Origin of the sequence: Aeromonas sp. Y293-4 (genome assembly GCF_027705905.1) — a bacterium.
GTDB classification, from domain to species: Bacteria; Pseudomonadota; Gammaproteobacteria; order Enterobacterales; family Aeromonadaceae; genus Aeromonas; species Aeromonas veronii.
The window spans coordinates 1-17891 of sequence record NZ_JAPDCI010000013.1; the positions used below are offsets into that span (position 1 = coordinate 1).

Consider the following 17891-nt stretch of genomic DNA (forward strand, 5'->3'; position numbering starts at 1 on the left):
CAGGCAGTGATTGTCGGCTGACAACGGGCTGATCTGCACCAGAGTGCCCGCTGGCCGGAACTGCTACAGGTATCGTGAAATGGAATTCTGACCCTGGCAGGCAGTAATTGTCGGCTGACAACGGGCTGATCTGCACCAGAGTGCCCGCTGGCCAGTACTGCTACAGGTATCGTGGAATAGAATTCTGACCCTGGCAGACAATGATTGTCGGCTGACAACGAGGTGATCTGCACCGGTGTGCCCGAGTGCGGAACCGCTATAGGTATCGTGAAATGAAACCCTCGCTGCTGACTGGCAGCGATTGTCAGCTGACAACGGAGTGATCTGCACCTCAGCCCCGCTGACAACCGCATTATCGGTATCGTGAAATGGAACCCTCTCTGCTGACTGGCTGCGATTGTCAGCTGACAACGGGCTGATCTGCACCAGAGTGGCCGCAGGCCGGAACAGCTACAGGTATCGTGAAATGAAACTCCGATCCTGGCCGACTTCGATTGTCGGCTGACAACGGGGTGATCTGCACCAGAGTACCCGCTGGCCCGAACAGCTATAGGTATCGTGAAATGGAACTCTTGCCCCAGCGAACTCGATTGTCGGCTGACAACGGGCCGAACTGCACCAGAGTACCAGAGGCCAGAACAACTACAGGTATCGTGAAATGGAACTCCGACCCAGGCCGATAGCGATTGTCGGCTGACAACAGGCTGATCTGTACCTGAGTACCTGAGGCCGGAACAGCTACAGGTCTCGTGAAGTGGAATCATGACCCTGGCCGATAGCGATCGTCGGCTGACAACGGACCAATCTGCGCCTCGGTGGCCGCTGGCGATCCAATTATCGATACCATGAATGGCAAAAAGGGCACTACATAAGCCTTGATGAGGTCAGATTGGAGTTAGCAATCGAGGACTAAAAATCATTTTTTTGCCGTGTGGTGGCTCCCTACCAAAAAATCTGAACAACAAGCACCCAATCAGGCTAAAAAAGAAGCTTTCCGACAGAAAATCTACGCAGCTGTTTATTTTTATTAGTATTTTTATATAATGCGCGCACGTCCCAGTGGCACAGCTGGATAGCGCGCGCCCCTCCTAAGGGCGAGGTCGCAGGTTCGAATCCTGCCTGGGACGCCATCTCGTAACCTCATTTCACCACCCAATAATGCATTTGCGCATGCGTTGCAAGCATTATTTTGCGCTATTTCAGCGCTATTCAAATCCAAAAATGCACTCAAACCATTGTTTTTTAACGATATTTTTTATTTAAAAGCTCTTATAACCATCCCCTCCTAAGGGACAGGCCACTGGTTCGACTCCAGTCGGGAGCGCCATATAAAACAAGGGGTTGGCATCATTACGATGCCAACCCCTTGGTCGTTTTTGGCCGACCATCCAACCGTAATGACCCTCTCCTTTCTGCGTTCAGAGCATGCGCTCTCTCTGATAGACTGCTTCTCTTTGGCTTGTCTTTGAGGCCAAGCCCTGTTTCATCTTGCAAAGGAGTGTTGGATGTCCGGATGTTCCTGGTGGGATAGATCCACCAGTTTTGCACTGCTGACCATTGTGCTGTGGGCCTCGCTGGCGGCGCTGACGTCACGGGTCACCAGCGTGTCACCGCTGGTGCTGGTCGGGCTGGTGCTGTTGTTCTGCGGGGTCGGGGCTTTGCCGTTCTGGCGCCAATGGCGCGCTCGACCTATTACCTGGCTGGTGACCGTTACGGCATTGCTGCTCTACCATCTGCTGCTTTTTATGAGCTTTCGCCACGCCCCCGTGCTGGAGGCAAACCTCATCAACTACCTCTGGCCGCTCTGCATCATTCTGTTCACCCCGCTGTTGTTGCCCGGCCATCCCCTCCATGCCCGTCACCTACTGGCTGGCGCCTTTGGTCTAGCGGGTTCCATGCTGATGATGGTCAATGGCGAGCTGCAACTGCAGCAGGCCTATCTGTCGGGATACCTGTTGGCGCTCGGTGCAGCTGTCGTCTGGGGGGCCTATTCGGTGCTATCACGCCGTCTGCCGCCAGCCCCTGCCGTGGTCACTGCGGCAGCCTGCCTGCCCGCTGGTTTGCTGGCACTGCTGCTCGCCCGTCTGCTGGAGGGGCCCCTGCCACTCGCGCAGATCCCCACCAGTGACTGGAGCCTCATCATCGGGCTGGCGCTGGGCCCTATGGGGGCGGCCTTTGTGACCTGGTATCTAGCACTGCGAGACGGCGATCCACGCCGGATCGGTGCCCTTGCCTACCTGACACCGCTGCTGAGCACCTTGCTGCTGGTGTTGCTCAATGGAGAAACGCTGACCTCGCGCCATCTGCTGGCCGGTGCACTTATCATGGGAGGCGCCCTGCTCGGTATGCTTGGCCAACGCAACAGCGCTCAGGTATCCCCAGCCAGTTAAGCCGGCAAGATAGGGCTACCTGACCATGCTGTCATAAAAACGCCATCATCCCTGTTTAGGCTCTGGCCACGCTCCCCCATGGTCTGTGCTGACAGGAATTACCCCGTGAAAATCGCCCATTACGCCACCCTATCCTCCCTTGTTTTGTTACTGGTTGCGGGAGGACAGGCGCTGGCCCTCTACCACGGCTGGCAACAGCTTGCCCATACCAATCAGGCCCAGCATCAGCACGAGACGCTGCAACAACTAGTGACAGTGACCCTGCAAAACAGTCTGCGTGACTACCTCAACAGCGGCGATCCACAGCAACTGACCGCTGCGGAGAAGATCCGCCAGCAAGCGCTCTCCTCACTGGCCGCTCAGGATGATGCCGTGGCGGCCCCGCTCAGGCAGCAACTCGAGCAGATGGCGCAGCGCATCGCGCACGACTATCAGGCCGCTGGCAAGCTCTCGGGCAACAGCCAGCTGCTGCTGCAAAATGCGGAGAGTGAGCTGGGCAGCCAGGCCATGGCGCTGATCCGCTATGGGGAGCAAGGCGCCAGCACGGAACAATCTGCCGCAGCACAGCAATATCGCAGCGGTGCGGCCGAGATCCTGGCGGGCCTGCCGCGCCTCGCCCATTTGCGCCAAAGCTATATGGAGCAGGGCAATGAAAAGCTGCTCGAAGGGATCCGCTTTGAGCTGGAGGCACTGCAAAAACAGGCGCAAGCGCTGCAAGCCTTGCCGCTGCTCGGCCTGTATGAAGAGGCTCCCGCCGATGAGTTCACGCTGGGGGAGCCGGTACGCAAGGAGCTGGGAGATCAACCGCGCAGCGAATTACGTTCGCTGCTGGGCCGCTATCCGCAGGAGCTGGCCAACAGCCGCACGGCGCTCCAGCAACAACAGGCTGGCCGCCAGACCGTGCAGCAAGACATCATGGCGATGTTGCAAGCGACCAGACAGATGGGGGAACAACTTGCCCAAGAACGGCAAGCCGTCAATCAGGAGCTGGCCACCATCCTCGGCACGCTGGCGCTCTGTCTGGTGATAGTCGCCCTGCTGTTTGCGCTGGTGCAACGACGCTGGCTGCTCGCCCCCTTGTTGCGACTGCGCGGAGCCTTTCTGCAGCTCGATCAGACGGGGCAGGCCGAGCCGTTGCCTACCGGGCGCGATCGCAACGAGCTGGCCGATATTGTTGCCAGCTACAACCGGCTGATCGGTCGCCTGCAACTGGACCAACAACAGAAAGAGGGGCAGCTGTCAGCGGTATCCCTCAGCCTGCAAGGAATGGTCAGCCAGGTTGACGAGATCCATCACAGCACCCGCACCACCGAACAGGTGGTCGACGAGAGCGGCCAGATGATGGATGAGCTGAACCAGCTGGCCGGAGAGGTCCATCAGGTCGCTGCCGACATCGCCCAGCATGCCCACCATAACGAACAGGCGATGAGCCAGAGCGAAGATCTGGTGGGGAGCATGCTGCACGCCACTCATCAGACCGGACTGGCGATTGACGAGAGCGATGAGGCGCTGCAAGCCCTCACCCGCTCGGTTGCCGATGTGACGGCCATTGTCGATGTGATCGGTCATATCGCTCAGCAGACCAACTTGCTGGCCCTCAACGCCGCCATCGAAGCGGCCCGCGCAGGGGAACAGGGACGAGGCTTTGCCGTGGTTGCCGATGAAGTGCGTCACCTCTCGGCCAATACCCAGCAATCCCTCAACCAGATCACCGATATTCTGGGGCGCCTGACCCAATCCGGCGAACAACTTGGCACTGTACTGAACCGGATCACCAGCGAATCAAGCCGCCAGCGGGCGCAGGCGGAACAACTGCGCCAAACTACCCAGGCAGTGCGGGAGATCGCCCGGAACACCGCAGTGATCGCCCTGCAGGGGGCCGACAACGCCAAAAGTCAGGAACACAAACTGGCCAGTTTTGCCGACCTGATCGCCCGTATCCATCAGCATGCCCGTCAGGTGAGTCAACTCTCGGTGCAGGTCTCCTCCCATATCCACCATCAGGCGCAGCAGATCCCCCGCATCCTCGGCCAGCAAGGCTGAACCCTATTCGTCCCATATCCCCACCAGATCACTTTCCCTCAACCAGAGGGAAAGTTTTTTTGTGGCACAAAATTATCTGTTATCGGCAGGTTAACTGACACCTCTTCCCCCGTACCGGATGAAAACCCGCACTGGCGCTGGCTGCGGCCTCAAGAAAACGCTCTCATCACCGTAATACCTGCCATGAGCCTGTTTACGACCTTGCCCATGATTATTTGCACTCGGTCATACTTTTGAAACGTTGAGGGAACTTTTCATTGATATTTCGCACCGCGAACGTACTCTTGGGGTTGTCCGATAGCCAAGAATCGGAACATAAAAAAACAACATGTGATGATCAGGACTGCCAACTACAGATGTGCCAAGACATCCGGGTTTGCAGGTAGCCAAGACAAGATTTTTTGCCCTTCGGGGTTTTGATTGCAATGCCAATACCGAGCGGTAGGCCCGATGCCAACTGCCGGAAAAAAAAAGCTAAGTCCATAAAATCAGGAGCAATAAAAATGGAAAAAGTGATCTTCAAGCGCGCCGCTTTGAGTGCCGCTGTGGTAGCCGCTCTGGTCGCCCCCGGTATGGCGTTGGCAGCTCAGGACATGATGAGCCCGGAATACGGCCAGTCCTATGAAACCTTCGTTAAAGACTCCAAACTGACCGGCGGCCTGTTTTACTTCCAGCGTGATCGTCAGCGCATCGATGGTGACCCGACTGCAGCCAAGAAAGAAGGCAAATACCAGTCCAACCTGAGCCACTCCACCGTTCAAGCCGCTCTCAACTTCAACTCCGGTTATGCCTGGGACACCGTAGGTCTGGATCTGGGCGGCTTCGGTGCCTATGACCTGGCCGTTACCGAAAATCACCCGGTCAACCAGGAAAACGAATTCTCCTTCGCTGGCCGTTCTTGGGGCAACAACGCCAAAGATGGCTCCCCTGAAGGTGGTTTCAGCCTCTCCAACGCAGCGATGAAGCTGAAATTCCTGGACGGCGGCATCACTGCCAAGGGTGGTTATACCCAGCTGTATGTCCCTGGCCAAATCGGTGTTAACTGGTCTTATCAGCCGGGTACCTATCGTGGTGGTCAAGTTGAAGGTAACTTCGGTGGCCTCTACCTGACCTACGCCATCGCTGACGAGTACAAGGCCCCCTGGTACAAAGAGACTCAGGTCTTCTCCCGTGCCAAAGCGTGGATGGATCCGTTCGCTGATGAAAACGTCATCGACTACATCCACGGTATTGCAGCCCGTTACACCTTCGAAAATGGCACTGCTGTGACCGGTTCTTTCGGTCAGTCCGAAGGCTACATGGACAGCTACCACTTCAAACTGGCTCACAAGTTTGACGTACTGGGCGGCCTCTCCACCAGCTACCAGTTCTACGGTTCCGAGACCGAGACCTACACCAAGGGCGCTTCCCAGATCGAGACTTATGACGGTCTGGCATGGCAACAAGCACTGACAGCTGCCTGGGGCATGGGCCCGTACGGCTTCCGTCTGGAAGGTCTGTGGACCAAGGCTGAAGGTGCGGAAGGCAACTACCTGCCCCGTCTGACCCGTGGCTACGCCAACTCCCAGGGTGCCAACGAAATTTGGTGGGACTCCCGCTCTGACTGGAACGCCAACAACGAGAAAGCGCTGTTCTTCGGCGTGACCCGTTCTCTGGATGACCTGGTTGGTGCGCCTGGCTGGTCCGTCGGTGTATCCGGTGCTTACGGTTGGGATATCGAAACCGGTCAAGGCAAGAAAGCAGCTAACGGTGAAGATACCGAATGGGCAGCCAACTTCGATGTCACCTATACCGTGCAGGATGGCAAGCTGAAAGGCACCCTGTTCAAACTGCACTACACCGACTACAACAACGACATCAGCCAGGGCGGCGGTTGGACCGATTACCCCAACATCTTCGCCTCCGAACACGACGTCAAGTTCCACATCATCATGCCGCTTACCTTCATGTAATCAGGCAATACGATGTCAGCAAACCGGGCCACTTGGCCCGGTTTTCTTTTTGCCGGTTGGCAGGCTAACATGCGAGCCGGATAAGGATTTTACCCACTCACCTGCCCACACGCTTTTGTCAGCAGTCACAAGGACGCCATCATGCCCCGTTTTGTTCTGATCACCGGTTGTTCCAGCGGTATTGGCCTCGCCGCCGCACAGGCGCTCGGGCAGCACGGTTTTACCGTGATCGCCTCGGCGCGCAAGGCGGAAGATGTGGCCCGTCTGCAGCAACAGGGATTGCTGGCAGTACAGCTGGATCTGGCGGACCCTGCCTCCATCGAGCTGGGTGCCAGTGCGGCGCTCCATCTGGCGGGCGGGCGCCTCTATGGCCTGTTCAACAATGGCGCTTATGGCCAACCCGGGGCGCTGGAAGATCTGCCCACCGAAGCGCTCAGGGAACAATTCAATACCAACCTGTTTGGCTGGCACCATCTGATCCGTCAGGTGCTGCCGCCGATGCTGGAGGCCAAAGAGGGACGGATAGTGCAGAACAGCTCGGTTCTGGGACTGGTTGCCATGAAGTATCGCGGCGCCTACAACGCCAGCAAATTTGCGCTGGAAGGTTATAGCGACACCCTGCGCCTCGAACTGGCGGGTAGCGGGGTACATATCAGCCTGATTGAACCGGGCCCCATCGATACCCGTTTTCGTGCCAATGCCCGCAGCGCCTTCTTGCGGCACATCGATCCGGCCCAGAGCCGTCATCAGTCGGCCTACCGCCAAACCCTGACACGGCTGGAAAAAGAGGGGGCCACCAGCAGCTTTACCCTCCCAAGCGACGCCTGCATCCCGCCACTGCTCCATGCACTGACCCACGCCCATCCCAAGGCGCGCTATCCGGTGACCACGCCGACCCGGCTGTTTGCCTTCCTGCGACGGGTATTGCCCACTCGCTGGCTCGATAAACTGCTGGCCAAATCGGCCTGATCCCGTGATGGGCGACAAGCATCCTGCCGCCCAAGTGGCGTTAGCCGGGTAGCGGCATCACCCGTCCCGCCAACCTGGTTTGTCCCTCTCTTCAATAGTGCTCGCCATTGCTGTAGTAGGCGCTCTTGACCAAGGGGACTACCTGCACCACCACATAGGTCTGCGCCCCCAGCACCCGTTTCAAATGGCGCGTGATAAGGCGCGCGGCAGCGTCCTGCATCTCCTGCGGCCGTTCGAACCAGTGCAACTCGACAAACGGAAATCCCGCCTCTGGCTCGCCGTTGCGGATCCAGCAGCTCTCCACCCGCTCCATGGTGACAAACTCCGGCTTGCCGCCGGTCAACTCGCAAAGCTCGGCCAGCAGCGGGCCGCTCACCTGTTGCAGGGTCTCGAGCGCCACGGCGCGAAAACGAAGATGGGGCATGGCAAACCTCTTGGTTATCTGAAATGAGGACTTATCATAGGAGTTATTGTCAGCAAGAGAAGTCACCCGGCGCATATTAAGGATTCCCATGAGATTTCATCGCACCCTCTTTGCCTTCCTGCTCTGCCTGCTGCTACCGCTGCACGCCTTTGCCGATCCCGCCTTCTATCGGGTGAGCAAGGGCAACCAGCAACACTGGCTGCTGGGCTCCATCCATGCAGGTAAACCAGCCCTCTATCCTCTGCCCGAGCCGGTGGAGCGTGCCTGGCTGCAGAGTCGCGCACTGGTGATGGAGGTGGACATGAACAGCATCACGCCGGATCAGTGGCAACAGACCAGCTCCCTCACCCGACTGGTGGATGGCAAACCGCTCAAGGATCATCTGCCTGCCGAGCTCTATCAACGCACCCTGATGGCGGGCGCCCGCTATGGCATCGACGAGGCGACCCTCGCCACCCTGCGCCCATGGTTTGCCGCCATTACCCTGACCCAGGCCGCCATGGCCCGCTCCGACTTCAAGAGTGAACTCGGGATAGACCAGCACTTTGCCGTCCGGGCCGCCAAAGAGGGCAAACCGGTAGTGGGTTTTGAAACCCTGCTGGAGCAGCTCGGTTATCTGGCCAGCGTGGGTGACAACCAGACCCTGATGCTCGCCAGCACCCTGGATGAGCTACCGATGCTGGAGAGTGGTTTCGCCGCCGTGATGAAGGCGTGGCAGCAGGGAGATGAGGCGATGCTGATCAATCTGCTCAAGGAGGAGATGGCCCCGCCCGCGCTACAGAGCTGGATGGAGCAGACCCTGCTGGCCGAGCGCAACCATAACTGGCTGAAAAAATGGTCCACCCTGCCCAACGAGAGCTTTATCGTGGTAGGCGCCCTGCACCTTTACGGCGAACAGGGGTTGCTGGCGTTGCTGGAGCAGCAAGGGTGGCGCATTACCCCGCTCACCACACCGGGCCCTGTGCAGGCTCGGTAGCAAGGAGTCCAGTGAGAACGATCACAGATCGCGCTGGTTATTAAACAACCTGCAAGGGAGTTGATCGGGATCATCCCGGACGTGGCAAAGAGGTATTTATCATGCCTGTCATCAACTGGGTGACAGGAGCAATAAAATGGACTTTTGGCTGGACCTGATGTTTGGCAACAGCGTGGGATTGATGTCGATGCTGGTGATTATCGGCACCTTCTTGCTCATCAGCTCTTACGCGGCCTACTTCATCTACAAGGTGATGCACTCGCAACCGCCTCATTCACAGCACCCCCATTCTCAACAACCCAAAGAGGGCAAATAATCCTCTGACCACAGGCGGCAGTTCACACTGACCGCCTGTGCTGTTTTATGGTTCGCGACTGTGATTCCCGGGCCAGACTGCACTAATGTCCATGCTGGGCGCCCCTTATCCCCTCCCCCTTTCCCCGTTTTCTGTGCCGGTTGCGGCCGTTATAATGGCCCCCACTTTTTCTTATGGGGAGCCTGCCGTGTCTCATAACGACGAACTCTCGCTATTCATGAATGAAGTGGCCGACGTGCGGCCCATTCGCAGCGACAACATCCATCCCCATGCGGCCAAATCCGCCCCGACCGAGGCACAGCTCGCTCGCCGTCAGGCTGCCACCGCCGAACAACTCGCCCTCGACCACCTCACCATGGAGGCCATCGAGATGCTAGATCCGCACGAAATCGTCGGCTTCAAGCGTGATGGGGTGCAGGAGGGGGTCTACAAGAAGCTGCGGCTCGGCAAATACGAGCTGCAGGCCAGCCTGGACTTGCACCAGAAAACCCTCAATGAGGCACGCCAGACGCTGGTGCAGTTCATTGCGGATTGTGAAGTCCGGGATATCCGCTGTCTGCTGATCCTGCACGGCAAGGGGGAGCGCAGCACCCCGCGCGCCCTGCTGAAAAGCTATGTGAGCGCCTGGTTGCCGCAACTGCCCGCCGTCATGGCGATCCACAGCGCCGAGCGTCGCCACGGCGGCAGCGGTGCTCTATACGTGCTGCTGCGCAAAAGCGAACGCAAAAAAGCGGAAAACCGCGAACGGCACCAGAAGCGGCTCGGCTAATCCGCGTTTCGCCCCCACGCCTTTGGCCCGCCTGCATGAAGGTGGTCAACTATACAGCGGCGGTGTTAGCATCGAACGGCCCCGATCATGCCAGGTACGGGGCGGCATACCATCAGGGACGATAACAAGGACAATCCCATGTCATATCAAAAGCTTGAACAACATCAGCAGCAGATCCACCGCTTTAGCCATCTCGCCGCCATCTGCGGCTGGGATCAGGCGGCCATGATGCCGGAAGGGGGCAATGATGCCCGCGCCGAAGCGATGGCCGAACTCGGTCTGCTGATCCACCAGAAGCGCACCGCTCCCGAGCTGGGCGACTGGATTGCCAAGGCCGAGAGCGAACCGCTCGATGAAGTGCAACGTGCCAACCTCGGCGAGATCAAGCGCCAGTGGCAAGATGCCAGCCTGCTGCCCGGTGAGCTGGTCGAAGCGCTATCGCTCGCTGGCAGCAAGTGCGAGCACGCCTGGCGCAGCCAGCGCAAGAACAACGACTGGGCCGGTTTTGCCCCCAATCTCGAGGAGGTGGTGAAACTCTCCCGTGAAGTAGCGCAGCTGCGGGCCGATGCGCTTGGCGTGCGCCCCTACGACGCCATGCTGGCGCTCTATGAGCCGGGCATGACCAGCGCGCGGCTCGATCAGATCTTCGGCGATCTGGCCAGCTGGCTGCCGGCTCTTATCCAGACCGTGAGTGAACAGCAGAAGGGCGATGCCCTGCTACTGCCGCAAGGCCCCTTCCCCATCCCGACCCAGCAAGCGCTCGGTCAGGAGGTGATGGGACTGCTCGGCTTTGATTTCGCACACGGCCGCCTCGATGTGAGCAGTCACCCCTTCTGTGGCGGCGTGCCGACCGACGTGCGGATCACTACCCGCTATAACGAGCAGGAGTTTGTCTCCAGCCTGATGGGCATAGTGCACGAAACCGGTCACGCCCGTTACGAGCAGGGGCTGCCGCGCCATCTGCTGGGTCAGCCGGTGGCCGAAGCGCGCTCCATGGCGATCCACGAGAGCCAGAGCCTGTTTTGCGAGATGCAGCTGGGCCATCATCCCGCCTTCCTCACGCTGCTGGCACCACGCATTCGTCACCACTTCGGCGAGCAGGCGGCGTTTGCGCCGGACAATCTGGCCAAGCTCTACAGCCGGATCGAGCCGGGCTTTATCCGGGTCGATGCGGACGAGGTGACCTATCCGGCCCACGTTATTCTGCGCTACGAGCTGGAGCGCGATCTGGTGGAAGGGAAGATCGAAGTGGCCGACATCCCCGAGCTGTGGGATGCCAAGATGCAGCAGTGGCTGGGGCTCTCCACCAAGGGCAACTACCGCAATGGCTGCATGCAGGATATTCACTGGACCGACGGCTCGTTCGGCTATTTCCCGAGTTACACCCTGGGTGCCATGTATGCCGCCCAGCTGCGTTTTGCCCTCGAGAAAGAGCTGGGCAGCATGGGGGAGGTGATCGCGGCGGGCCGCCTGCCGGAGATCTTCGGCTGGCTCGGGCGCAACATCTGGTCACAGGGGAGCCTGCACAGCACCGACGAGCTGGTGCGCCGCGCCACCGGTGAAGCGCTCAACCCGCACTGGCTGCGCCAACATCTGGAACAGCGCTACCTGAAGTAATGAGCACAGTAAGCTAACAGCAGAACGGAGCCCTTTTTAGTTGACCACTACAGGGCCCCGTTTTTATGGCGGTTAATTTTTATGGCGGTGCATGGCACAGCACGCCGTCACGACAATGCTGTAAAAATAGGGAGTTCAGAGGGGGTCCGGGGAACCCAGCAACTCGCGCAGTTGCAGGATATTGCCCTCCGGGTCGAAGGCGTTGCGCACCACAAAGCCAGGCCCTGTCCACTGCTGTGGCAGCAAACCGCCGCCGAGATCCGCCGCCTTCGCTTCTGCCCAGGCGAGGCTGGAGACGGTGAAGAACAGCTTGATGGCCCCCTCTTCCCGCAGTGCTGGCGGCCGCTTGATAACGACTTGCCCGGCATAAGGCTCGGGAATGGCGTGGATCAGCAGCTGGATATCGCTGTTTTCCAGCACCACCAGCTGCTCATCCTGACTGCAGACCACCATCTGCAGCAGGGTACGGTAAAAGTGGGTCAGCAGGCCCGGATCCTTGGCATAGATCAGGGCACCGGCACGAGCGGGGCCTGGCATGGAGCACTCCTCAACAGTGAACGGCTGGGTGGACAGATCTCCACCTTCTCACAGTTGCGCGCCCCATTCGATCCTTTTTAGCGGCTCGCCAGCCTCACTGCACAAAGTGCCACTGCCGCAGTGCCAGCGTCGGAGGCGGCCCCTGATCCTCCCCCAGATCTGCCATGCCCAGCGCCTCGTCATAGTGCACCCCGCCCGCACCGCTCTCGGTCAAGTGTTTTGCACGCACCGCCCCGTACAAACCGCCACTTCCGCTGATCTTCATCTCGGTGAGCGGGGCATAGAGGGCGGCATAGAGCGGGGTATTGCCCGACAGCTTGATCCCATCCTTGCCGCTATACGCGGAATAGATGGAGATAGCGGGCGTACCGCCAGCGGTCAGCCCCTGCTTGACTGCCGTCACCTCGGCACCGGCCCCGAGATCAACCTTGCCGCTGACGATCAGGGTCAGACTGCTCCCCTCGCTCACCGTCAACTTGTTGCTGCCAGTCATGGTGAAATCCTTGTCGATCAGCAGCACCACATCCCCCTTGATGGTGAGTGTGGCATCGGCCCCCATATTGAGACTGTCGAGCTGATAAATGGTCTGATCCTTGCCAAACAGCTCCCCCTTGCCGGGTAGCGGCAACCCGGGCTTGTGCTGGTTGCTGCTGGTGACCGAGCCAGTGGCGGGATCCGTGGTCAGCACCATCTGCTGGGTGGCGCCCAGCGTCAGCGGCCCATTGATGGGCAGTGTGGCAGGGGGGAACGATTTGGGCAACGCGGCCACATTGAGCGGGTCACACACCTGCCCGGCCACGGGTGGCAGCTTGGGATGAGTGCGGTATTGGGGATCCAGATACTTCTGATGCTTGGCATCAAGGAATGCCCCCTTCCCACCATAGTTCAACTTGTCGCCAGCAATGCTTGTGCCATGACCCATAGAAACATCACCATTGATCGCAACAGCTCCGGCAATATGCCCCCCTTGCAAGGCAAAATTTCCACTCCCGTTTACGCTGCCCTCAACCCTGACGACACCATCAGAAGGAGAAATGGTGATGTCGCCACCAGCAAGTACATTACCCGCAACAGGTGAAGAGCCGTTCAAGGTCACCGAGCCGGTCGCCCGCACATCACCCCAGATGGGGGAGTGCCCGGCGAGCACCACATTGGCCTTGTCGCTAACGGTCGCCACCTTGGCATTCTGGTTAATGTTGGTGCCGCCATATTTGCCCTTGCGCGAATCATAGCTGTCGATAAAACCGCTGCCGGAGAGGCTTAACCCTTCACACGCCACCACCGAATCCTGAAAGATGAGATTGCCGGGCTCACGCTTGAGGGCAAACAGCGCGTTGAGGCTGGCATTTCCCTCCAGATAGCGGCCATGGCTCTGCAACGCCAACTTGCTGCCGGCAGAGGCATCCAGCTGATCGATGCTGAAGCGGCTGCCCGCCATGGCCCCTTCGCCCTTGCTTGGCACCTTCTGCACCAGTTGAGCCCACTCTATCCGTGGTTCGGCGCCAAGGGCCTGATGCAGGGCGCGATAACTCTCGTTCATCCCCTGCTCGGCACTGAGCTGCGCATTGATCTTCTTGTGAAAATTGCCGCTCAGGCGAGTCTGCAACTGGTTCTCCTGAATGCTGGTAAACACCAGCAGACTCGACAGCAGGCTCACTACCAGCACCACCAGCAGCACGGCTCCCCGCTGCCCGCTCAATCCCTTGTTCATCCCGCTCCCCCTACTGTGGCGCTGGCACCGGATGTGGCCAACGCTGCCGCCCAGACCGCCTTGCGGCGGGCCACCTGCACCTCTACTCCCGGTGCCAGATAGCTCGGCAGCCCTTCGGGCAAGATGCGGATATTGACCAACGCACCCTGCTGGCCGAATTCAAGATCCTGAAGATGGGCCAGCAACAGGCGCGGGCCATCTCCGTCATCGCAACTGAGTACCGGCGGCGTGAAGCGGTACTGCTCGGTAAAATCGGCGGTTTTCTGGTTGCCAAGGCAGGAGAGCACCTGACTGCCCCCCTCTACCTTGAAAGCCAGCGTCAGGCGATCAGGGGTCACGGCTATCAGCTGATCCGCCTGCTTGATGCTGTTGGTAAAGGTGAGAGTGGCAAAGCGCAGCACTTCGTTCGCCTGCTCCAGCGCCTTGCTCTGTTCGACCGTACTCTTGATCGGGGCGTAACCGGCAAAAATCGCCAGCATCAGCATCAGACCGAGCACCATGGAGATCATCAGCTCGACGAGACTGACGCCTCGTTGCCGTGAGGGGACGCTCAGCATAAAGGCGGAAATCCTGCGTTCAGCTCCACCCGCTTGGCGCCGGAGACCCGCTCATCCTGCCACTCGATAGCGACCACAAAGTTGTCGCTATAACGGTTCGGCAGCACCAGCCGGTGGCCATCCTGCAGGGTGAAACGGGCCAGAAAATCGGCCTGGGTGAACCGCTCGGGCTTGCGCTGCACTTCACACAGCGAACTCCAGATCTGCTCCACGCTGTTGCTCGCCTCGATCGTAGCCAGCGTGCTCTGCAAGCTGTAATGCGCCTGCTGCAACGAGACCACTTGCCCCTTGGCGAGACCGAGAAACACCATCACCGCCAACACCATGGAGACCATGATCTCCACCAGATTGAAGCCTTGCTGGCGGGCAAGTGCGGCGTATCTCATGAGCAGCTCCCTTGCAGCAGCTGGCCGCTCGGGGCCACGCAGAGCACCCGCTGCTCACCGAGGCGATTGGCCAGAATGATCTCGGCGTGGCTGCTGCTGCCGGTTGGCGCGATCTGGATGGGGTCAAACGGCTTGATCACCACGCCGCCACCGGGAGCTGATGCCTGACGCAACCGCTGGCTGTCGGCCATCACCTCCCAGCCACCGTTCTCGGTGCCCTGCAGCACCACCGGCAGGGTCAGCTTGACCGCTTCACTGCGGGCAAAACGGTAGGCAGACGCGAGCTCGGTCGCGCTGCGATCGAGCCGTTCGGCCGCGAGGCGCTGACTCATGGAGGGCAACCCGACCAATAGCAAGATGGCGGCGATGCCGACCGTGATCATTAACTCAATCAGAGTAAATCCGCGCACATTCATCTTATGATCCCCAGCAGTCATGGCGATTGGCCGCGCGATAACCGGTCTGATCGAGGGTCAGAGTGCCGCACTCATCCTGTTGTCGCGTCGTTGGAATGGCTTTGAGCAGGTAGTCGCCAGCATCTTGCTGGCTGTAGCTGAACTGGTAGAAATCCGTGTTGGAAGGGGTAGCAAACGTATCGGGATAACGGCCCTGTTGGGTATAGATACGTTCGAGGGCGAGCGCCTGCTCCAGCAATTGCTGCTGCGCTTCGTAACGACGTCCCTGTTGCAGATAACCCTGATACGCTGGCAACGCGATGGCCGCGAGAATGCTGACAACCGTCATGGCGATCAACAACTCGATCAGACTAAACCCACGGCAATGGGGCCATGCCTTACAGTCGTTCACTTATCATCCTTGGCAAGTGTTGTTATTGGTCGGCCTAAGGCCGCAGATGTGATGACTTAATAATCATCAAAAATTAACTGACTCGATTGAACAACACAAAATCGCCACACTCAACGTAAAAAAGATAGTTATGTGATCTGTTATTAATTTTTAAGCAGTTTTCTCCGCAACTAATCTCGCTAAGCAAATAAAGCTAAGCCAATCGTGCCTCCGACCCGTCCGTTATGCCCCCTTCTGTCGAGCCGCGACATATGAATAACAGCGTGACGAAGAGTGAAACCCGGCCGTGCAATGAAAGAGCAAAAAAACCTTTGGCCAATTTTTGCTATCCCTGTCCGTTTCTGGCTAGTCACGGCCCCCGAGCCCCCTTACTCTTTTGCCATCTATTCCAGCAAAGCCGCCAACACCATGAATGCAAAGCCAAGCCCAGATTCGTCACAAGATGAGGTGATCAACACCCTCAGCCGTGAGCAGTGTCACGCAGCACGGCTCGCTCGCGACGCTCGCTTTGATGGCCGCTTCTTTACCGGCGTTATCTCGACCGGCATCTACTGCCGACCGGTCTGCCCGGCACGTCCGCCGCACGAGCACAATGTGCGCTACTTCCAAAGCGCCGCGGCCGCCGAGCAGTATGGGCTGCGACCCTGCCTGCGCTGCCGCCCTGAGCTGGCCCCCGCCGCCCGTGGCGATCTGCCGGTTGAACTGGCACGTCTGCTGGCACGCATCGATCGCGGAGAGCTGGCGGAGGGCACGCTCGCCAAACTGGCCACTGAGGCAGGGATCAGCGAACGCACCCTGCGCCGCCAGTTCGAGCAACATCTCGGCGCCTCACCAAAACAGGTGGAGCAGACGCGCCGCCTGCTGCTCGCGAAACGGCTGCTGACTGAAACCGGGCTGCCCATTACCGACATCGCGTTTGCCGCCGGCTTTGCCAGCATCCGCCGCTTCAATGACGCCTGGCTGAACGCCTACGGACTGGCCCCGCGCTCCCTGCGCCAACAGGAGCAGCACGATGACGCGCCAGAGCACATGAGTGCGCAGCCGCGCGGCGCAACTCTGACGCTGCAACTGCCCTACCGCCCCCCATATGACGTGGCGGCCATGCTGGCGTTCTATCGGCTCCGGGCGATCCCCGGGCTGGAGCAGGTGGATGGTGAGATGTATGAGCGGTGCTACCGGGTCGGCGATCAGGTCGCGCGGGTGCGTATCGCGCAGGGCAAGGGGCATAGCCTGCAGCTCACCGTGCATGACCTGCCGCTCGCCGCGCTGCCCGATCTGCTCTATCGGGTGCGTCGGATGTGGGATCTCGATGCCGACATGCAGCGGATCGGTGATCTGCTCGGTCAGGATCCGCTGCTCGCCCGCTTGCAGGCGCGCTGGCCCGGCGTTCGGCTGCCGGGTGGCTGGGACGAATACGAGGTGATGCTGCGCGCCATCGTCGGCCAGCAGGTCTCGGTCAAGGGAGCCATCACCATACTCGGGCGACTGGTGGCCCGCACCGAGGCGCAATTCGGGGTGGCGCAACTACCGACCCCCGCCCAGTTGTGCGAACTCGATCTCGACGGTATCGGCATGCCCGGCAGCCGCATTCGCACCCTGCGCGGAGTGGCGCAGGCGCTGGCCAGTGGCGAGCTGCCCCTCACTACAGCCAGTGACGAGCAGTTGCTGGCGCTGCCGGGCATAGGCCCCTGGACGGTCTCTTACTGGCGGCTGCGTTGCGGGCTGGATACCGATGCCTTCCCCGCCTCCGATCTGGTACTGCAAAAGGCACTCGGAGGCGGCACCAAGCTGCCGGTGAAGGAGGTGTTGGCGCAAAGCGCAGCATGGCAGCCATGGCGCAGCTATGCGGCCAGCTGGCTGTGGCACGCCATGAGTGAAGCGCCCGATTTGCTGCTCCGTGCCACCGGCAACGAACAACAGCCAGATACCCAACAACAGGAGAGAACCCCATGATCCGCTACGATATCCTGCCGACCCGCTGCGGCAATCTGCTGGTTGCCATCAACGAGTATGGCTTGGTGCACGTGGACTTTGTGGCGGGCCTGCGGGCGCTGCCCGATATGAGCGGCTGGCTGCAAGACCCCGCAGCGCTGGCCCCCTTCCTCGCCGAATTTGACGCCTATTTTGCCGGTCGCTTGCAGCGCTTCTCCCTGCCCCTTGCCGCCCGTGGCACAGCTTTTCAGCAGGCGGTGTGGCAAGCGCTGTGCGACATCCCCTACGGCGAGACCCGCAGCTACAGCGATATCGCTCGCACCATCGGCAAACCCGATGCGGTGCGGGCAGTGGGCGCGGCGAATGGCCGCAATCCGCTCTCGATCATCGTCCCCTGCCATCGGGTGATCGGCCAAAACGGCAGCCTGACCGGCTATGCGGGGGGATTGGAGATTAAAAAAACGCTGCTGGCGCTGGAGAGGGGCAATTAAAGGAGGGTAGGCAG

The 17891-nt window shown here is 59.7% G+C and carries 17 protein-coding genes and 2 tRNA genes; 12 read left to right on the forward strand and 7 right to left on the reverse strand.

What is annotated here, in order from left to right; translation table 11 throughout:
- Positions 1–1053 precede the first annotated feature (1053 nt).
- The 6 genes from OKC31_RS14625 to OKC31_RS14650 all read left to right on the forward strand — a co-directional run bounded on the left by OKC31_RS14625 (position 1054) and on the right by OKC31_RS14650 (position 7354).
- Positions 1054–1130 (forward strand) — tRNA-Arg (locus tag OKC31_RS14625).
- 107 nt (positions 1131–1237) lie between these two features.
- Positions 1238–1327 (forward strand) — tRNA-Arg (locus OKC31_RS14630).
- Positions 1328–1505: 178 nt separating this feature from the next.
- Positions 1506–2390 carry a DMT family transporter gene (locus OKC31_RS14635; RefSeq protein ID WP_270657108.1) on the forward strand — a complete coding sequence of 295 codons (885 nt, stop codon included), beginning with the start codon at positions 1506–1508 and terminating at the stop codon, positions 2388–2390.
- A gap of 105 nt (positions 2391–2495) precedes the next feature.
- Positions 2496–4433 (forward strand): methyl-accepting chemotaxis protein, encoded by a 1938-nt coding sequence (locus OKC31_RS14640; protein ID WP_270657109.1) that lies wholly within the window; start codon positions 2496–2498, stop codon positions 4431–4433.
- Positions 4434–4936: 503 nt separating this feature from the next.
- Positions 4937–6385 (forward strand): OprD family outer membrane porin, encoded by a 1449-nt coding sequence (locus OKC31_RS14645; RefSeq protein WP_005338723.1) that lies wholly within the window; start codon positions 4937–4939, stop codon positions 6383–6385.
- A gap of 141 nt (positions 6386–6526) precedes the next feature.
- A complete protein-coding gene (locus OKC31_RS14650) occupies positions 6527–7354 on the forward strand; it encodes an SDR family oxidoreductase (protein WP_021230349.1) in 828 nt (275 codons plus the stop codon).
- 91 nt (positions 7355–7445) lie between these two features.
- Here the strand turns inward: OKC31_RS14650 and OKC31_RS14655 are convergent, their stop codons facing one another.
- Positions 7446–7778 carry a DUF1904 family protein gene (locus OKC31_RS14655; RefSeq protein ID WP_270657111.1) on the reverse strand — a complete coding sequence of 111 codons (333 nt, stop codon included), beginning with the start codon at positions 7776–7778 and terminating at the stop codon, positions 7446–7448.
- An 88-nt stretch (positions 7779–7866) separates the two neighbouring features.
- Here OKC31_RS14655 and OKC31_RS14660 point away from each other — a divergent pair, with 88 nt between their 5' ends.
- From OKC31_RS14660 to OKC31_RS14675, 4 genes are all read left to right on the forward strand, one after another.
- Positions 7867–8754 (forward strand): TraB/GumN family protein, encoded by an 888-nt coding sequence (locus tag OKC31_RS14660; protein ID WP_270657112.1) that lies wholly within the window; start codon positions 7867–7869, stop codon positions 8752–8754.
- A gap of 136 nt (positions 8755–8890) precedes the next feature.
- Positions 8891–9070: a DUF3149 domain-containing protein gene (locus OKC31_RS14665; protein WP_047439337.1), complete on the forward strand. Its 180-nt coding sequence runs from the start codon at positions 8891–8893 to the stop codon at positions 9068–9070.
- A 187-nt stretch (positions 9071–9257) separates the two neighbouring features.
- A complete protein-coding gene (gene smrA, locus OKC31_RS14670) occupies positions 9258–9839 on the forward strand; it encodes a DNA endonuclease SmrA (protein ID WP_042080672.1) in 582 nt (193 codons plus the stop codon).
- Between the two features lie 138 nt (positions 9840–9977).
- Complete coding sequence (locus tag OKC31_RS14675) at positions 9978–11456, forward strand: carboxypeptidase M32 (RefSeq protein ID WP_236381870.1); 1479 nt, start codon at positions 9978–9980, stop codon at positions 11454–11456.
- Between the two features lie 135 nt (positions 11457–11591).
- Here the strand turns inward: OKC31_RS14675 and OKC31_RS14680 are convergent, their stop codons facing one another.
- From OKC31_RS14680 to OKC31_RS14705, 6 genes are all read right to left on the reverse strand, one after another.
- Positions 11592–11993 carry a VOC family protein gene (locus OKC31_RS14680; RefSeq protein WP_005338740.1) on the reverse strand — a complete coding sequence of 134 codons (402 nt, stop codon included), beginning with the start codon at positions 11991–11993 and terminating at the stop codon, positions 11592–11594.
- A gap of 94 nt (positions 11994–12087) precedes the next feature.
- Positions 12088–13704, reverse strand: coding sequence for a DUF7305 domain-containing protein (locus tag OKC31_RS14685; protein WP_270657113.1), 1617 nt, complete (start codon positions 13702–13704; stop codon positions 12088–12090).
- The gene (locus OKC31_RS14690) at positions 13701–14261 is read right to left on the reverse strand and encodes a PilW family protein (RefSeq protein WP_160881889.1); all 561 of its coding nucleotides are present in this window, start codon (positions 14259–14261) and stop codon (positions 13701–13703) included. Before OKC31_RS14690 ends, OKC31_RS14685 begins: the two co-directional genes overlap by 4 nt.
- Positions 14255–14647 carry a type IV pilus modification PilV family protein gene (locus OKC31_RS14695; protein ID WP_005338749.1) on the reverse strand — a complete coding sequence of 131 codons (393 nt, stop codon included), beginning with the start codon at positions 14645–14647 and terminating at the stop codon, positions 14255–14257. Before OKC31_RS14695 ends, OKC31_RS14690 begins: the two co-directional genes overlap by 7 nt.
- A complete protein-coding gene (locus OKC31_RS14700; RefSeq protein WP_005349592.1) occupies positions 14644–15063 on the reverse strand; it encodes a GspH/FimT family pseudopilin in 420 nt (139 codons plus the stop codon). The genes OKC31_RS14695 and OKC31_RS14700 overlap by 4 nt, the downstream gene beginning before the upstream one ends.
- Before the next feature lies 1 nt (position 15064).
- Positions 15065–15454, reverse strand: a complete 390-nt coding sequence (locus OKC31_RS14705) for a type IV pilin protein (protein WP_005343572.1) — start codon at positions 15452–15454, stop codon at positions 15065–15067.
- A 408-nt stretch (positions 15455–15862) separates the two neighbouring features.
- On the opposite strand from OKC31_RS14705, the gene OKC31_RS14710 reads away from it, so the two are divergent.
- Positions 15863–17407, forward strand: coding sequence for an AlkA N-terminal domain-containing protein (locus tag OKC31_RS14710; RefSeq protein WP_041202742.1), 1545 nt, complete (start codon positions 15863–15865; stop codon positions 17405–17407).
- Positions 17404–17877 (forward strand): methylated-DNA--[protein]-cysteine S-methyltransferase, encoded by a 474-nt coding sequence (locus OKC31_RS14715; protein ID WP_005349587.1) that lies wholly within the window; start codon positions 17404–17406, stop codon positions 17875–17877. Before OKC31_RS14710 ends, OKC31_RS14715 begins: the two co-directional genes overlap by 4 nt.
- Positions 17878–17891 lie beyond the last annotated feature (14 nt).